The 14,578-nt window shown below is 69.8% G+C and carries 10 protein-coding genes; 3 read left to right on the plus strand and 7 right to left on the minus strand.

What is annotated here, in order from left to right; all coding sequences use genetic code 11:
• Positions 1-5: 5 nt before the first annotated feature.
• The 7 genes from Q368_RS0119275 to Q368_RS0119310 all read right to left on the minus strand — a co-directional run bounded on the left by Q368_RS0119275 (position 6) and on the right by Q368_RS0119310 (position 11,105).
• Positions 6-2,225 carry a CHASE2 domain-containing protein gene (locus Q368_RS0119275; RefSeq protein WP_029460681.1) on the minus strand — a complete coding sequence of 740 codons (2,220 nt, stop codon included), beginning with the start codon at positions 2,223-2,225 and terminating at the stop codon, positions 6-8.
• A gap of 169 nt (positions 2,226-2,394) precedes the next feature.
• Complete coding sequence (locus tag Q368_RS0119280) at positions 2,395-3,309, minus strand: M48 family metalloprotease (protein ID WP_029460682.1); 915 nt, start codon at positions 3,307-3,309, stop codon at positions 2,395-2,397.
• Positions 3,306-3,782: an SH3 domain-containing protein gene (locus tag Q368_RS0119285; protein WP_029460683.1), complete on the minus strand. Its 477-nt coding sequence runs from the start codon at positions 3,780-3,782 to the stop codon at positions 3,306-3,308. Before Q368_RS0119285 ends, Q368_RS0119280 begins: the two co-directional genes overlap by 4 nt.
• Before the next feature lie 107 nt (positions 3,783-3,889).
• On the minus strand, positions 3,890-4,777 hold the full coding sequence (garR, locus tag Q368_RS0119290; RefSeq protein WP_029460684.1) for a 2-hydroxy-3-oxopropionate reductase: 888 nt from the start codon (positions 4,775-4,777) through the stop codon (positions 3,890-3,892).
• A gap of 109 nt (positions 4,778-4,886) precedes the next feature.
• Positions 4,887-5,672, minus strand: coding sequence for a hydroxypyruvate isomerase (hyi, locus tag Q368_RS0119295; RefSeq protein ID WP_029460685.1), 786 nt, complete (start codon positions 5,670-5,672; stop codon positions 4,887-4,889).
• Positions 5,673-5,801: 129 nt separating this feature from the next.
• Complete coding sequence (locus tag Q368_RS0119300; RefSeq protein ID WP_029460686.1) at positions 5,802-8,405, minus strand: PEP/pyruvate-binding domain-containing protein; 2,604 nt, start codon at positions 8,403-8,405, stop codon at positions 5,802-5,804.
• 276 nt (positions 8,406-8,681) lie between these two features.
• Positions 8,682-11,105, minus strand: a complete 2,424-nt coding sequence (locus Q368_RS0119310; protein ID WP_052360298.1) for a response regulator — start codon at positions 11,103-11,105, stop codon at positions 8,682-8,684.
• Between the two features lie 243 nt (positions 11,106-11,348).
• Here Q368_RS0119310 and Q368_RS0119315 point away from each other — a divergent pair, with 243 nt between their 5' ends.
• From Q368_RS0119315 to Q368_RS0119325, 3 genes are all read left to right on the plus strand, one after another.
• Positions 11,349-11,846, plus strand: coding sequence for an A24 family peptidase (locus tag Q368_RS0119315; RefSeq protein WP_029460688.1), 498 nt, complete (start codon positions 11,349-11,351; stop codon positions 11,844-11,846).
• Between the two features lie 23 nt (positions 11,847-11,869).
• The gene (locus tag Q368_RS0119320; protein WP_029460689.1) at positions 11,870-13,948 is read left to right on the plus strand and encodes a tetratricopeptide repeat protein; all 2,079 of its coding nucleotides are present in this window, start codon (positions 11,870-11,872) and stop codon (positions 13,946-13,948) included.
• A 124-nt stretch (positions 13,949-14,072) separates the two neighbouring features.
• On the plus strand, positions 14,073-14,534 hold the full coding sequence (locus tag Q368_RS0119325) for a cache domain-containing protein (RefSeq protein ID WP_029460690.1): 462 nt from the start codon (positions 14,073-14,075) through the stop codon (positions 14,532-14,534).
• Positions 14,535-14,578: the final 44 nt, after the last annotated feature.

Genomic DNA, 14,578 nt, shown 5'->3' on the forward strand with positions numbered 1-14,578 from the left:
GGCGGTCACTTCGAGGTCATGACGCACACCCCGTGCCATTCCTCGGGCGGGGTTTCCAGACAGCGGCGGCAGCGTTCCACATAGGACGCCGCCGCCGCGTCGTTTTCCGCCAGCGCTTCGAAGCCCGCCAGCGCCACGTCGAATGCGCCGGCGATAAACGCCTCAAGGGCGGCGGCAAAGGCGTCCAGGCTTTCCCGGCGCGAAGCGGCGTCCTTGGGCCACAGCGGTTCGTGAACCGTGACGGCCTCGGCCCGCCCCACCACCTCGACCAGCGCCACGCGCCGCGAGGCGACCGCCTCGCCCGCGGCCGCGCGCGTGGCCTCGGACATCATCGTGTACGTGCCGAACTGCTTGTTGACGCCCTCCAGGCGCGAGGCCAGATTCACGGCATCGCCGAGCATGGTGTAGTCAAAGCGCGAATCCGAACCCATGTTGCCGACCACGGCCTCGCCCGTGTTGAGGCCCACGCGCATGTACATGGCATGCCCGGAGAGCTCCCGGAACGCCGGGCGCAGTTCCGCGAGCCTGTCCTGGCAGCGCAACGCGGCGCGCACGGCCCTGGCGGCATGGTCGGGCTGGTCAAGCGGCGCGTTCCAGAAGGCGATGATGGCGTCGCCCTCGTACTTGTCCACCGTGCCCCCCTCCTCCAGGATGATGTCGGTCATGGCCGTCAGGTATTTGTTCAAAAGCGCCGTGAGCTCCTGCGGCGCCATGCCCTCGGAGATGGAGGTGAAGCCCTGAAGGTCGGAAAAGAAAATAGTCAGTTCGCGCAACTCGCCGCCAAGGCTCATGCGCTCGGGATGGGCGATGAGCGCCTCGATGACGTCAGGGCTCAAGTACTGCTTGAAGGCCGACTTGATGAAGCGTTTCTGCTTGCCTTCCGTGGCGTAGCCGATCAGCACCGCCACGCCGAGCCCGCCGGCCACGGCGGCCTGCGGCAGGGCCAGAGGCAGCCACCAGCCCAACGCGTAGCCGCCAAGGGCCAGCGCCATGGGCAGCGGCAGAAAGACCGCGAGGACGACCGCGCCGGCCACGGCCCCGGAGGACAGGGAAAAGAGCGTGGCCCCGACCACGGCAAGCAGCCCCGCCAGCAGCCAGCCCGACCAGTGCGGCACCACGCGCAAAAAATCGCCGGTGAGCAGGCTCTGCAAGGCCTGGGCATGGATCTCCACCCCGGACGTCACCCCGGCCACGGGCGAGGGGCGCAGGTCGAGCAGCCCCGGCGCGGAAAACCCGAACAGCACGTAGCGGCCTTTGAAGATTGACGGGTCCAGGGTCGGCGTGCCGCCTTCGCGCAGCGCCAGCTCGCTTTGGATCACCTGCGCCGCGGACACGGCCGGGAAATCCGCCGAGCGCCGCCAGCGCGGAATGCAAAGTCCGGCGTCGTCGAGCGGCACGGCAACCGGTCCCAGGCGCAATGTATGCCCGGAGATGGCGGCCGCCATGCCCGGCTCGGCCAGCATGCGCGCGGCCAGGGGCAGGGACGGCACGGGCTTGCCGTCGAAGACGCCGAAAAGCCCCACACGGCGGTAGATGCCGTCGAATTCCGGCTCCTGGCTCACGTTGCCGAGGATTTTCGCCCCGGCCGCCACCTCGGGCACGGGAAAGGCCGCCTTGGGGAAAACCGGGGCAACGGCCGGATCGACGCCGGCAAGCCAAGCGCCCAGGCCCGCGATGGCCAGCGGATCGGGCGGCATGTCGGCGGGCCAGTCGCCGGCCTTCCCGGACTCGCGGCCGAGAAAGACCGGCAGCGCGAACCTGCCGAGCCGCTTGCCGGCGTCGGCCAGGGCCGCGTCGTCGGCCACGCCGTAGGACGAGGGTTCGGTGTAGAGCACGTCGAACGCCACGGCCTTGGCCCCGGCGCGGCGGCAGAAATCGAGGATCACGCCGTAGACCTCGCGCGGCCACGGCCAGGACAGGCCGTTCTCCCTGGCCCCCCAGTCCAGGCTCGCCTGGTCGAGCAGAACGAGGCGCACCGCGTCCGACGGCGGTCCCTCGGGAGCCATGAGCCTGGCGCGCCAGTCGAACGTGCGCGCCTCGAAGGAGATGACGATGCCGGTCAGCGACAAGCCCCAGGCCAGAGCCAGCCCGGCACACCCGGCAAGGAGGCCGTGGAGGAGTCGTTTGCGGAGGATGCCTCCGGCGGCCAGGGCGCTGCCCTGGACCCGCCGGGGGGGATCATCCCCCCCGGACCCCCTGGATGGGGGTATTGGTTGCTTGTTCATACGTATTCCTGCGCCTGAAGGGCGACGGACAGTTGCGGGCGCGCGTTGCTTCCGACCTCGCAATGCGAGGCCGGAAGCAACGCGCGCCCGCCATCGGGGGGGACCGGGGGGCATCATGCCCCCCGGCGGGGTTCGGGGCAGCGCCCCGATCTTCCCTCTTCCCTTTTTCCTAGATATTCCCGAGCGCCGCCTTGAAACGGGCCACGCGCGCGGGCGGTTCCGTGATCTCGGCCACGCGGGCGAGGCTCGCCAGTTCGCTGATGCGGTCCTGTGGCGCGGGGTGGGTCTTGGCGAAGTCCGCGCCGCCGGGGGTGAGGCGTTTTTGCATTTCCGCCAGCATGTCGGGCAGCCCGGCCGGGTTGTAGCCGGTGCGGGTGAGGATGGTGACGGCGGTCTTGTCGGCCTGGTATTCCAGTGTCCGGGAGTAGCCGTTGTTGACCATTGTGGTCATGATGTCGCCGATGGAGTCGGCGAAGATGTTGGTCAGGCGCGCAAGCTCCCCGCCGCCGGCGTGCTTAAGGGCCTCGCCACCGATGATGGCCAGGGCTTCGGTGGTGCGCGAGCGCTTGATGGCGCGCAGGGCGTCCTTGTTCTGGACGTGGGCGATCTCGTGGGCGAGCACGGCTGCCAGGGCGTTTTCCCCGGCGCAGCAGCGCAGCATGCCGCGCGTGATGAAGACGAGCCCGCCGGGCGCTGCAAAGGCGTTGATCTCCGTGGAGTCGAGGATCAGGAAGTGGTAGCCGCCGTAGGTCTGCGGCATGTCCGAAAACATGGCCAGGGCCTGGCCCACCTCGTTGACGTACTGGTTGGCCTTGGCGTCGTGCAGGGGCTTGTACTTGGCCAGGACCGACGCGCCCACGGCGCGGCCGATGTAATATTCCTGCTCGGGGGTGAAGTCCTCGGCGGCGTGGGCCACCGCGCTTGCGCCCTTGACGGCCGAGGCGGCGTAGTCGCCGACCGGCGCGCCGCCGATGCTGCCGAAGGAGCCGAGCACGCGGGAGACAGCATCGGGGTTGTTGCAGCCGAAAAGCAGCAGGCCCGCGACGCAGAGCCCGGCCAGGGAAAGGAGGATGCGCGGCTTCATTTCGCGCCTCCCTGGGGCTTGATGCCGCCCTGGCTCAAAAAGGCCAGCAACTGCGCCGGATCGTATTTGATGCGCTCCATGGCGTCCACGGCAGCGAAGTCGCCGCCGTGGCTGCGGCGGTAGTCGGCCTCGACCTCGGCGGAGAAGCCCTTGCCGGCCAGGGCCATTTCCTTGCCCGAGACGCCGCCGGCCGTTCCCTGGCCGGAAGACAAGGCCAGCTTGCCCGTGGTCAGGGCCGAGCGGTGCATCCAGCCGGAGACGCCGCCGGGCAGCGTCACCTTGGCCCAGTCGCCCTGCTCCTGGCCCACGTCCACGCTCTGGCCGTAGGTGGCCTTGCCCACGATTTTGCCGAGAAACGACGGCGTTTCCCGCACCTGCCCGTCGCGCACGGACACGCTCATGACCTTGGCGGCCGCGGCGACGGCGCAGGTCAGACACAAGGCCAGGGCAAAAGCCATGGCCGGTTTCCTCATTTGCACGGCGATCTCCTTCCCGGCGCGCCTCGCGCCGGCCTTGACGCGCGCCCCACGAGCAGGCGGGCGCGGCCGTGTGCATGACGATTATTCGTCAAAACGACACATCATCGAGAAACGGTCACATGTGCCAGCTTCTCGAAATAGCGAATGATGCTGGCGTGATCGTCCTCACCGCAGCCATCGGCGAGCATGGCCTGCATCACTTCCATGACCGAGGCCGTCAACGGCAATGGCGCATGCAATTCGTTTGCCGTGCGCAACACGTTGGCCAGGTCCTTGACGTGGAGCTTGATGCGAAAGCCGGGATCGAACTTGCGGTCCATGACCAGCGGTGCCTTGGCGTCGAGGACCGTGCTGCCGGCAAGTCCGCCGCGAATGGCCTGATAGACCATCTCGGGCTCCACACCGGCTTTCGTTGCGAGCACGAGGGCCTCGGACATGGCCGCGATGTTGAGCGCGACGATGACCTGGTTGGCGAGCTTGGCCACGTTGCCGGCCCCGACCTCACCCACGCGCACGACCGAGGCGGCCATGGCGGCGAGCACGGGTTTGACGGCCTCGAAATCCGCGACGTCGCCGCCGGCCATGACGGAAAGCATGCCGTCCACGGCCTTGGGCTCGCCGCCGCTGACCGGCGCGTCGAGAAAGCGCACGCCCACCGCGGCGAGCGCCGCCCCGATCTCCCGGCTGGCCAGGGGGGCGATGGAGCTCATGTCCACGACGTAAAGCCCGGGCTTCGCGCCGTGGATGACGCCGCCTTCGCCGAGCACCACCTCGCGCACCTGCGGCGAATCCGGCACCATGGTGATGACCAGTTCGCTCGCCGCGGCCACGGCCGCGGGCGAAGGGGCGTAGACCGCGCCATGGGCGGTCACGGCGTCCACGTTGGCCTGGGCGCGGCTGAAAACGGTGAGCGCGTAGCCGGCCTTAAGCAGATTGCGGCACATGGGCTTGCCCATGATGCCAAGGCCGATGAAGCCGATTTTTTTCATGTTTGACCTCGTAGTGGGTAGAATGCCTCTGGCGACCAGGAGAGGCACGGCCTCTCCTGGACCTCTCCTCCGGGGGGAATCATCCCCCCCGGCCCCCCGGATGGGGGGACTATAGCGTCAGGTGCATGTCCTGTATCCAGCCGAATGATGCGGAGGTGTCAGGGGTGGGCACGTATTCGAGGCCCACGAAGCCGCCATAACCCAGGCGGTCCAGCTCGGCGAAGAGGAAGGGGTAGTGGATTTCCCCGGTGCCGGGCTGATGGCGGCCGGGATTGTCCGCGACCTGGATATGGCCGATGCGCGGCAGGTTGGCGGCGATGGTCGCGGCAAGCTCCCCTTCCTCGCGCTGGGCGTGGTAGACGTCGTACTGCATGGACACGTTGGGGCGTCCGATCACGTCGAGCAGGGCCATGACGTGGCTCGTGCGCGTGAGCATGAAACCCGGGATGTCGAAATGGTTGATGGCCTCGATGACGAGGCTGAGGCCGTTTTCGCCGAGAATCCGGGCGGCGTTGGCCGTGTTGAGGGCCAGCACGTCGCAGGCGGTCTCCATGGACGCGCCCTCGGGGAGTTTGCCGGCCAGGCAGTTGAGCCGCGTGACGCCAAGGACCTTGGCATATGCGACCGCCTTGTCCACGCCCTCGCGAAACTCGCGCTCACGACCGGGAAGGCCGGCGATGCCCCGCTCCCCGGCGGCCCAGTCGCCGCAGGGCAGGTTGAAGAGCACCTGCGTCAGGCCGTTGTCGTCCAGAAGTCCGCGCAGTTCCTCGGCCGGATAGTCGTAGGGGAAGAGGTATTCGACGTAGCGGAAGCCGGCCTTGGCGGCCGCCGCGAAACGGTCGGGAAACGGCAGTTCCGTAAAAAGCATGCTCAAATTGGCGGCAAATCGCGGCATAAAGCACTCCTTAAAACATTCGATCCTATACAGCTTGCGGCATGCGCATCGCCCCCCCCGTCGGGGATGGTCCGGGAGGGGATCATCCCCTCCCGGCCGCCGGAGGCATATTCCCCTCTCCCCCCCGCATCACGCCTGTCCGGCATGGGCCGGGTCGAAGCAGGGCGCGCCGGAGAGGAAGCAGGCCACCATGGCGTCGATGCTGGCCTCGCTGACCATGAGCATGTCCGTCTGGCGGGTGAATTGCAAAAGCCGCCCCATGTGGGCGAGCTTTTCCTCGATCAGCGGCGCGGGCACCTTCTGGAACCGTCCGGCGACCCGGTCGGCGGCGGCGTCCACGGTGAAGTCGAGCGCCTCCAGGATGCGGCCGATGGCCCGGGCCCGGCGCGAGCGTTTCACGTCGTCGGCCGCGCCGCCGGCAAAGGAAAAAGTGATGTAGTTCTTGTTGACCGTGGCCCCGCAGTAGCAGTCGAGCACGCCGTAGTGGTAGCCCACACGGGAGCTGAAGTTCAAGTATTTGTCGGAGATGATGGCGTAGGACTTGTCGCCGAAGCGGTCGCTGCCGGCCTTGGGCTGGGCGAGCAGCTGCTCGGACATGACCGAGAAGAATCCGCCGAGGTTGACGGGCCGAAGCGCCAGGGCGTCGCCGGTGAGGACAAGGCCCTTGAGCAACGCGAGAAACGGCCGCGAGGCGATATCCTCGGGCGTGACCCGGCGCTTGTGCCCGGCCTCCTCGCGGATGCCGCCGCCGAGGTCGATGATGTGCAGGTCCAGGCCCGTGGTCGCGTCCAGGGTCGCGGTCACGCCCTGCTGGCCCGAGGCCAGGTCACTGACCGCGAACATCTCGCCGTAGGACCATTCGTGCAAAAGCCGCGTGACGTCGTGCAGGCTCGAGCAGTGCTCGGCCCGGAACTGCGGCGATTTGGGATCGAGCAGCGTGAGCGGCACCACGCGTTTGGCCGCCTCGGCCAGGATGGAGTGCACCTGTGTGCCGGCCATGAAGGGCTCGCTTTCGTCGGTACGCGTCAGCAGGCATTCCACCCGGCCCCGGTAGATCCTGCACCCGGCCGCGTCCACGGTGACGACCTCGCCCTGGGCCAGCGTGCGCGTCGCGTTTTCGAGTCCAAGGAGCGTGGGCACGCCGAATTCCCGCGACAGCGACGCCATGTGTCCGGTGACGCTGCCCTGGTCCGTGACGATGGCCGCCGCGCGCTGCATGGCCACCATGAATTGCGGCGAACTGTGCTGGGCCACGAGCACCGCGCCCTGGGGAAAGCCGTCGAGGTCGGCGTCGTCGCGGACCAGATGCACCGGCCCGGCCCCGGCCCCGGCGCAGGCGCTCTGCCCGCCCTCGGCGACGATCTCGGCCCCGGGCACGGGCGGGCCGGCAGCCAGGCCGCCGCGTTCCGACAGGGCCGTGAGCTGGCGCGATTGCAGGACGCACAACTCCCCGTTCTCGTTCAGCGCCCATTCCATGTCCTGGGGCCGGCCGAAATGGCGCTCGAGGAACATGCCCCAGGCCCCCAGGCGTTTTGCGGCGGCGTCATCGAGGCAGGGCTCGCGGCGCAAATCGTCGGGCACCGCCACATCCGTGAGGCCGCCGCTCTCATTGGGCACGAGCATGCGGGGTTTGTCCGGCGTGTCGCGAAAGGTCACGGCAAGGCTGTCACGGTCCAGGCGCACGGCGTCCGGGGTGATCACCCCGTCCACGGCGTAGGGGCCGAGGCCCCAGACCGCGTTTATCAGCAGTTCGTTGCGGCCGGGGTTCTCGGGCAGCCGGGTATAGAGCACGCCCGCGGCGCGCGACGGCACCAGGCGCAGACAGGCCGCGGCCATGGCCACGTCGTCGTCGGGAATGCCCTTGAGCAGGCGGTAGGACATGGCCCGGGGCGTGTAGAGGCTGGCGATGACGAACTTGTAGGCGCTTGCGATGCGGTCCGGGGCGACGTTTAACATGGTGAGGTACTGTCCGGCGAAGGACAGCTCGCCGTCCTCGCCGATGGCGCTCGAGCGCACGGCGAACCGGGCCGCGTCGCCGTCGCTTCCGGCGCTGGCGCGCGCGGCCGCGCCCAGGTCGCGGGCCAGGGTCTCGGGCAGGGCGGCGCGCAGGATGGCGGCCTGGATATCCTCGGCGGCGGCGGCCATGGAAGCCGGATCGTCGGGCGTGATGCCCAGGCGGATGCTCGCGATGGTCTCGAACAGGCCCGCCTCGGCGAAAAAGTCGCGAAAGGCGGCCGTGGTCACGCAAAACCCGCCCGGCACGGGCAGCCCGACCCGGTTGGCCACCTCGCCCAGGTTGGCGCATTTGCCGCCGACCTGATCCACGATGTCCGCCGTGACCTCGGAGAGCATGAGCACGGCCTTGCCGCGATGCGGATTGACGCGGCCGCCGATGACGGCCTTGATCTCCGTGGAAAGCCGCTCGACCAGGGCCAAAAGCGTGGGCTGGGGCCGGCCCGAGAGGCGCTCGAAACTCTTGATCATGCGGATGGCGTGGAAGACGGCGCGGCTCGTGCGGGAGCGGATGAACGCCATGCCGAAGACCTCGCGGCCCTCAAGCATGACTTCCATTTCGGAAAAGATCTTGAGCAACTCGGTGTTGGATTCGAGCAGCGACTGGAACTCATTGTATTTGTTTCGAAAGATAGTCGCCGTCGCCTCGCGGTCGAGCTTCGGCCTGCTGCGTCGCAGGCCGGAGAAGAGGCTTCGCAACCCGGCAAGCACCGTGCTCATGGGTATCCTCCGCGGCCGGCGCGGGCAGGGTCCCCGCCGCCCCGCCGGGTGCATTCCCTTTTGCGCCGGGCCGCGTTCGCCTGTATGCTGGGACGGCCCCCGGAAATCGGCAGACGATCCGGCCGGCGGGCAAGGGAGGTGGATATGGGGGCCAATTTCGCCATCGTGACGCTCGTGCTCGTCTTTGCCGTGGTGATCGGCATTTCCCTCGGCCGCAAGCTGCGCCGCAAATAGTCCTGTGGGTCAGGGGGGCCGGCCAGTCCCGCTCCCGTCCGATCAGGGCCGCTCGACGCCGCCCTCGCCGTCCCCCGTCAGCAGAGCCCGGGCGTCGATGCCCAGGCTTTTGGCCATGGCCCGCAGGCGCTCCAGGGCCTCGGCAAAGGCGTAGCGCTCCACGTCCCGGGCGAGCGCCTCGAGTTCCGGCGGCGTCGGCCGGCCGGAGAGTGCCTGGCGCAGGGCAAGCAGCGCCTCGTCGGCGCGGACGCTGCCGGCGCGCAGATGTCCGGCCAGCCGGCGGCACGTCGCGGCCAGGGCCGCGTCGGAGACGTTCGCGTGCCCAGAGGCGGTGCAGCCCTTCCCATGGCCGGCCCTGCCGAACGGCCGGTCGCGCATGACCGTGTCTATGGCGCAAAGCAGGGCTTCGCGCTCGAAGGATTTGTTGCAGCAGGCGTCCATGCCGGCGGCCAGGCAGCGGTCGCGTTCGGCGTCCGCATCGTGGGAGGTCAGGGCCACGATGGGGATGTCGCGGGGACACGGCGGGCTGGCGCTGGCCGCGAGCAGCCCCCGGATCACGCGGCTGGCGGTGATGCCGTCCATCTCCGGCATCTCGATGTCCATGAGAATGCAGTCGAAGGGCCGGCCGGGCCTTTCTCCGAACAGCGCACGGCAGGCTTCCTTGCCGTTTTTCGCCGTGACCGTCTCATGCCCGGCTTCGCGCAGAATCTGGGAAAACACGGCCAGGTTGAGCTTGGCGTCGTCCACGAGCAGGATGTGCAGGCACATTCGCTCGCGGTCGGAGGACGGCGCAGGCGCGGGCGCGGCCAGCCGGGAGGCGTCGGCCACGGCCGCGGCCAGGGCCGTGGCGTAGGCGTCGAACAGCCCCCTGGCCGGAACGCACCCTTTGCCAAGGGCGGCCTCGACGTCGCGCGCGGCCGCGGCCAGGACGTCGGCGGCGATATTGCCGGCCACGCCCTTGACCGTGTGGGCCAGGCGCCGGGCGCCTTCCGCATCCCCGTCGCGGATGCGCCGCTCGAGTTCCTGCGCGCTCTGGCCGTAGTCGCGGACGAATTCCGCGGCCACGCTGCAAAAAAGTCCCGCATTGCCGCCCAGCCGGGCAAGCCCCTTGGCCGCGTCGATGCCGGGCGGGGGGGGCGGCGTCCGCGCGGGCGCAGGGTCCCGCGAAACCTCGGCCACGCCCGCTGCCGCGGCGCCGTTGGCCGCCGGGGCGATCCACTGGCCCAGGGCGGCGAGCAGGCGCTCGGGGTCGATGGGCTTGGTCAGGTAATCGTTCATGCCGGCCGCCAGGCAGCGGTCGCGGTCCTCGGCCAGGGCATGGGCGGTCAGGGCGATGATGGGCACGTCCGCGCCGCCGGGCAGGGCGCGGATGGCGCGCGTGGCTGCGAGCCCGTCCATGACCGGCATTTGCACGTCCATGAGCACGGCGTCGTAGAGGGCGCGCCCCGCCATCTCCACGGCCTCGCGACCGTGCGCGGCCACGTCCACGGCCGCGCCCAGGCGCATGAGGATCTCCCTTGCCACCTGCTGGTTGATGGCGTTGTCCTCCACGAGCAACAGGAGCGTGTCGGCCAGGGGCGCGGAAGGCCGCCCAGGGGCGACGGCCTCCCGGGGCCGCGCGGGCGTGGCGGCTTCCGGTTCCGCCGCCGGCGCATCCCGGAGGAGGTCCTCGTCGAAGGTGGCTTCGAAGGAAAAAACCGTGCCCTGCCCCGGTTCGCTGGCAACGGCCAACTCGCCGCCAAGCAACGCCGCGCCGCGCTGGACCAGGGCCAGCCCGAGTCCGGTGCCGCCGTAGGGGCGCGACAGGGAGCCGTCGCCCTGGGTGAAGGATTCGAGCATGTCGGGAATGGCCTCGCGGTCCATGCCGATGCCCGTGTCGCGCACGGAAAAGGCTAGGCGCACCTTGGCGTCGCGCCGCCAGCGCAGGTCCACAGCCAGGTCCACGCGGCCGTTTTCCGTGAATTTGACCGCGTTGCCGACCAGATGGGCGAGCACGCCCTCCAGCCGGGCGTCGTCCCCGACCAGGGCGGTCGGTGCGCGAGAGTCGAGGCGCGACGCGAGGACGAGGCCCCGCGCCCGGGCGGCGACGGCGAAACGGCCGGTCACCCGGCCCAGGGCTTCGATCAGGTCGAAAGGCGCGGGCGAGAGCGCGGCCAACCCCTTTTCCAACCGGTTGAAATCCGTGATGTCGTCGACGACGCCGAGCAGGCCTCTGGCCGAAGCAAGGATTTTGTCCAGATAATCCCGCGAACGGGCATCGGCCGCCAGGGGCAGGGCCAGGTTGGCCAGACCGATGATGGCGGAAAGCGGCGTGCGCATCTCATGGGTCATGCGGGCCATGAAGTCGGCCTTGACCTGCCTGGCGGCGTCCACTTCGGCCGTGAGCCGGGCGATGGTTGCCTGCGCCGCTTCCAGGGGATCGCATCCCGTTGCGCCGTCGGCGCTGCTTTTGGGAAATTCGTTCATGCGAATTGCACAGGCCGTACAAGTGCAGGATGACGGAATTCTTGCAAAATACTCCCGCGGTTCTCCAGGGGCGCAACGCCGGCATCGTATTCCATGCAATCTCCGGGGAGATCGGACCAAGGCCGGGGGCTCCCGTATTTTGCCGCATCCGTGAGAACTGACGGTTTCCCCGGCGATCGTCAAGGCGGCCGTTGGACAAGGCGCGCCCGAGCCGCTAAGAGAAAGCCACATGGAGGAACCGCCGTGCAGCCGGATACGGAAACCATCCTGTCCTTCGCCCTGACAGGGGCCGCCTGCGTGGCGGCCGCCGTCGTGGACATGCGCTCGCGGCGCATCCCAAACCGGATCGTCTTCCCGGCCATGGCCGCGCTTTTGGCCATGCACGGCGTCTTTTCCGGCCTGCCGGGGCTCGGCGACGCCGCCCTTGGCCTGGCCGGCTGCTGCATCATCTTCCTCATCCCCCATCTTTTCCGCGTGCTCGGCGCGGGCGACGTCAAGCTCATGGCCATGGCCGGGGCCGGGCTCGGCAGTCAGGCCGTGGTCACCCTGGTCCTTTTCACGAGCGTCGCCGGCGGCGTGCAGTTCCTGGTCTGGATGGCCTGGGCGCGCCTGTTCGGCCCCGGCGGTCTGCCCGGCTACAGGCTGTGCTACGGCCCGGCCATCGCCCTGGGGGCGCTGGCGGCCATGGCCCTGCGCCTGGCCGGACAACCCTACCTCGAACTTGTGTGGCCCGGCTTGTGAGCCCCGGGCAAGACGGATTCACCATGCCGCGCCTTGTCGCCGATCCCGCCGCCCGCCGCCGCTTCCTGGCCGGCGCGGCCTATGCGCTGACCCTGCTCGGCGCGTTCTGGATCATCGCCGCAAGCTGCGGCACGCCCGAGCGCGGCGCGCGCCTGTTCGACGCGGGACGCCTCGAGGAAGCCCGCCCCCTGCTCGCCGCCGCCGCCCTGCGCGGTTCGGTTCCCTCGTCGTACAGGCTCGGACTTTTGCTCGAAAGCGGCGACGACGGCCCGCCGGATCTGCGCCGGGCGCTGGCGCTGTACCGGCATGCGGCGACCAAGGGCCTCGTCGCGGCCATGACGCGGGCCGGCGACCTGGAACGCGCCGTGGCCGGCGACGACGCGGCCGCCGCGCGGTTCTACGACAAGGCCGCACGGCGCGACGACCCGGCGGCCATGGCGCGCCTCGGCGTGATGCTTTTCACCGGCACGGGCGTGCCCGCGGACCGGGACGCGGCGCTTGCGCTCCTGCGCCGCGCGGCCGACGCCGGTGACGCCCGCGCCGCCACCACCCTGGGCCAGGCCCTGCTCGCCCTGGCCGAGGCCGGGGACCCGCGCGGCGGGGACCCCGCCCAGGCCGCGGCCCTTTTCCAGGCGGCGGGCGACGCCGGCGAACCCGAGGCGCTCTACCGTCTGGCCGACCTCTACGCCACAGGCAAGGGCGTGCCACGCGACGCGGCCAAGGCCGCGACCCTGCGCCGCAAGGCGGCCGACGCCGGCTACGCGCCGGCGGCCTACGCCCTGGGCCTCGACTACCTGTCCGGCCAGGGCGTGTCGGCCTATCCTCTGGAGGCGGCCCGGCTCTTTACGCGGGCGGCCGAGGCCGGCCATGTTCCGGCCATGCTCAAGCTCGCCGACATGTACGCCGCAGGGCTCGGCGTCTTTCGCGACACGCACCGGGCCCTGGTCCTCTACGACGCCGCCGGCGCGGCCAGCGACACCGCGGCCGCGACCTTGTGTCGCCTGTTCGCCGCCGGTCCCGAGGAGCGCCGCGACGCCGCGCGTGCGGCGCGCTTTTGCGCCAAGGCCGCCGCTGCCGGCGACGCCCCCTCGGCCACCCTGCTCGGGCTCGGCATGGTACGCGGCCGGTTGCCCGGCGACATGGCCGCGGGCACGGCCCTGCTTTCGCGCGCGGCCTGGGCCGGCGAGCCGCAGGCCATGTACGCCATGGCCCTGCTGCATCTGGCGGGCACGGGCGTGGCCGGCAATCCGGCCGAAGCCTTCCGCTGGTGCAAGCTCGCCGCCGAGGCCGGCGTGCCCGAGGCCAAGACGCTGCTCGCCGCCCTGTCCGAAGAGGAGTTCCCCAGCGCCGCCAACCTGGCCAAGGCCATGGATTTCTACCGCGAGGCGGCCGAGGCCGGCGACGCCGAAGCCGGCTTCGCCCTGGGCTCGCTGCTCTCCAAAGGGCTGGCCGGGCCGCCGGATTTCGCCGAGGCGCGCAAATGGTACGAACAGGCGGCCGCGGCCGGGGATTCCCGGGCGCAGTTCAACCTGGGGCTCATGTACTTGACCGGCAAGGGCGGCCCGGCGGACGACGCCAAGGCGCTGGCGCTCATGCGCGAGGCCGCCTCGCGCGGCGACCCGCAGGCCCGCTCCAACGTGGCGACCATGACGCTCACCGGCCGGGGCACGGCGGTCGATCCCCGCGAGGCCTTCCGCTGGTACAGGCTCGCCGCCGGCCAGGGCTATCCACAAGCCCAGGCCATGCTGGCCGGGTTCTATTACGAAGGGCGCGTGGTGCCGCGCGACTTCGAATCCGCCCTGTTCTGGCTGGCGCTCGCCAGCGCCAAGCCGGGCGGCGACCCGCTGCTCGTGCGCGCCGGCAAGGCCAAAACCGTGCTGGAAAAGCGCCTGACGCCGGACCAGATCGACCGCGTGCGGCAACGCCTGGCCGCCTTTCATCCCGCGGACTTCGACCCTGCGGCCGAGCAGGCTGTGCTCGCCGCCATCAAATTCCTGCCGCCAAGCGCCAGGGGACCGGGATTCCCCGCCGCGACCGGCGCCAGGAGCCAGGCCGTGGCTCCGCCGCCGGCCGGCGAGGCCGACCCCAAGGCCCTGTTCTGACGCATCCCCCGACGCGACGAACCGCTTTTTCCCCGTTCCCCCCTTGCAATGCCCGCTTTCTCCCTCTAGTGTCATGGGAAGTCCCCTCTCCCGCAACACGCGCCACGCGCGGCAAGGAGGTTCCATGAAACGCCTGCTTCTCGTCTGGCTGTGTCTCGCCGTCCTGTGTCTGGCCGCTTCCGCCGCCCTTGCCCAAGGGAACAAAGGCACCAAGGAAGAGGCCGTGGCCATGGTGCAAAAGGCCGTTGCCGCCATCAAGGCCGACGGCAAGGAAAAGACCTTCGCCGCCATCGACGACCCCAAGGGGCCCTACCGCGACCGCGACCTGTACGTCGTGGTCTACGACCTCTCGGGCAAATGCCTGGCCCATGGCGCCAATCCCAAGCAGATCGGCAAGGACCTCCTCGAACTGCGCGACCCGGACGGCAAGTACTTCGTCAAGGAACGGGTGGAGCTGGCCAAGACCAAGGACAGCTTCTGGCAGGACTACAAGTTCCTCAACCCCGCAAACAAGCTCATCGAACCAAAATCGATGTATATGGAAAAGGTCGACGGCATGCTCGTCGGCTGCGGCGTGTACAAATAAGGCCCGGTTTCCCGACCCCACGCTCTTGCCAACCCTCCCGGGAG

This window comes from Solidesulfovibrio alcoholivorans DSM 5433, assembly GCF_000702665.1.
In the GTDB taxonomy this organism is placed as follows: Bacteria; Desulfobacterota; Desulfovibrionia; order Desulfovibrionales; family Desulfovibrionaceae; genus Solidesulfovibrio; species Solidesulfovibrio alcoholivorans.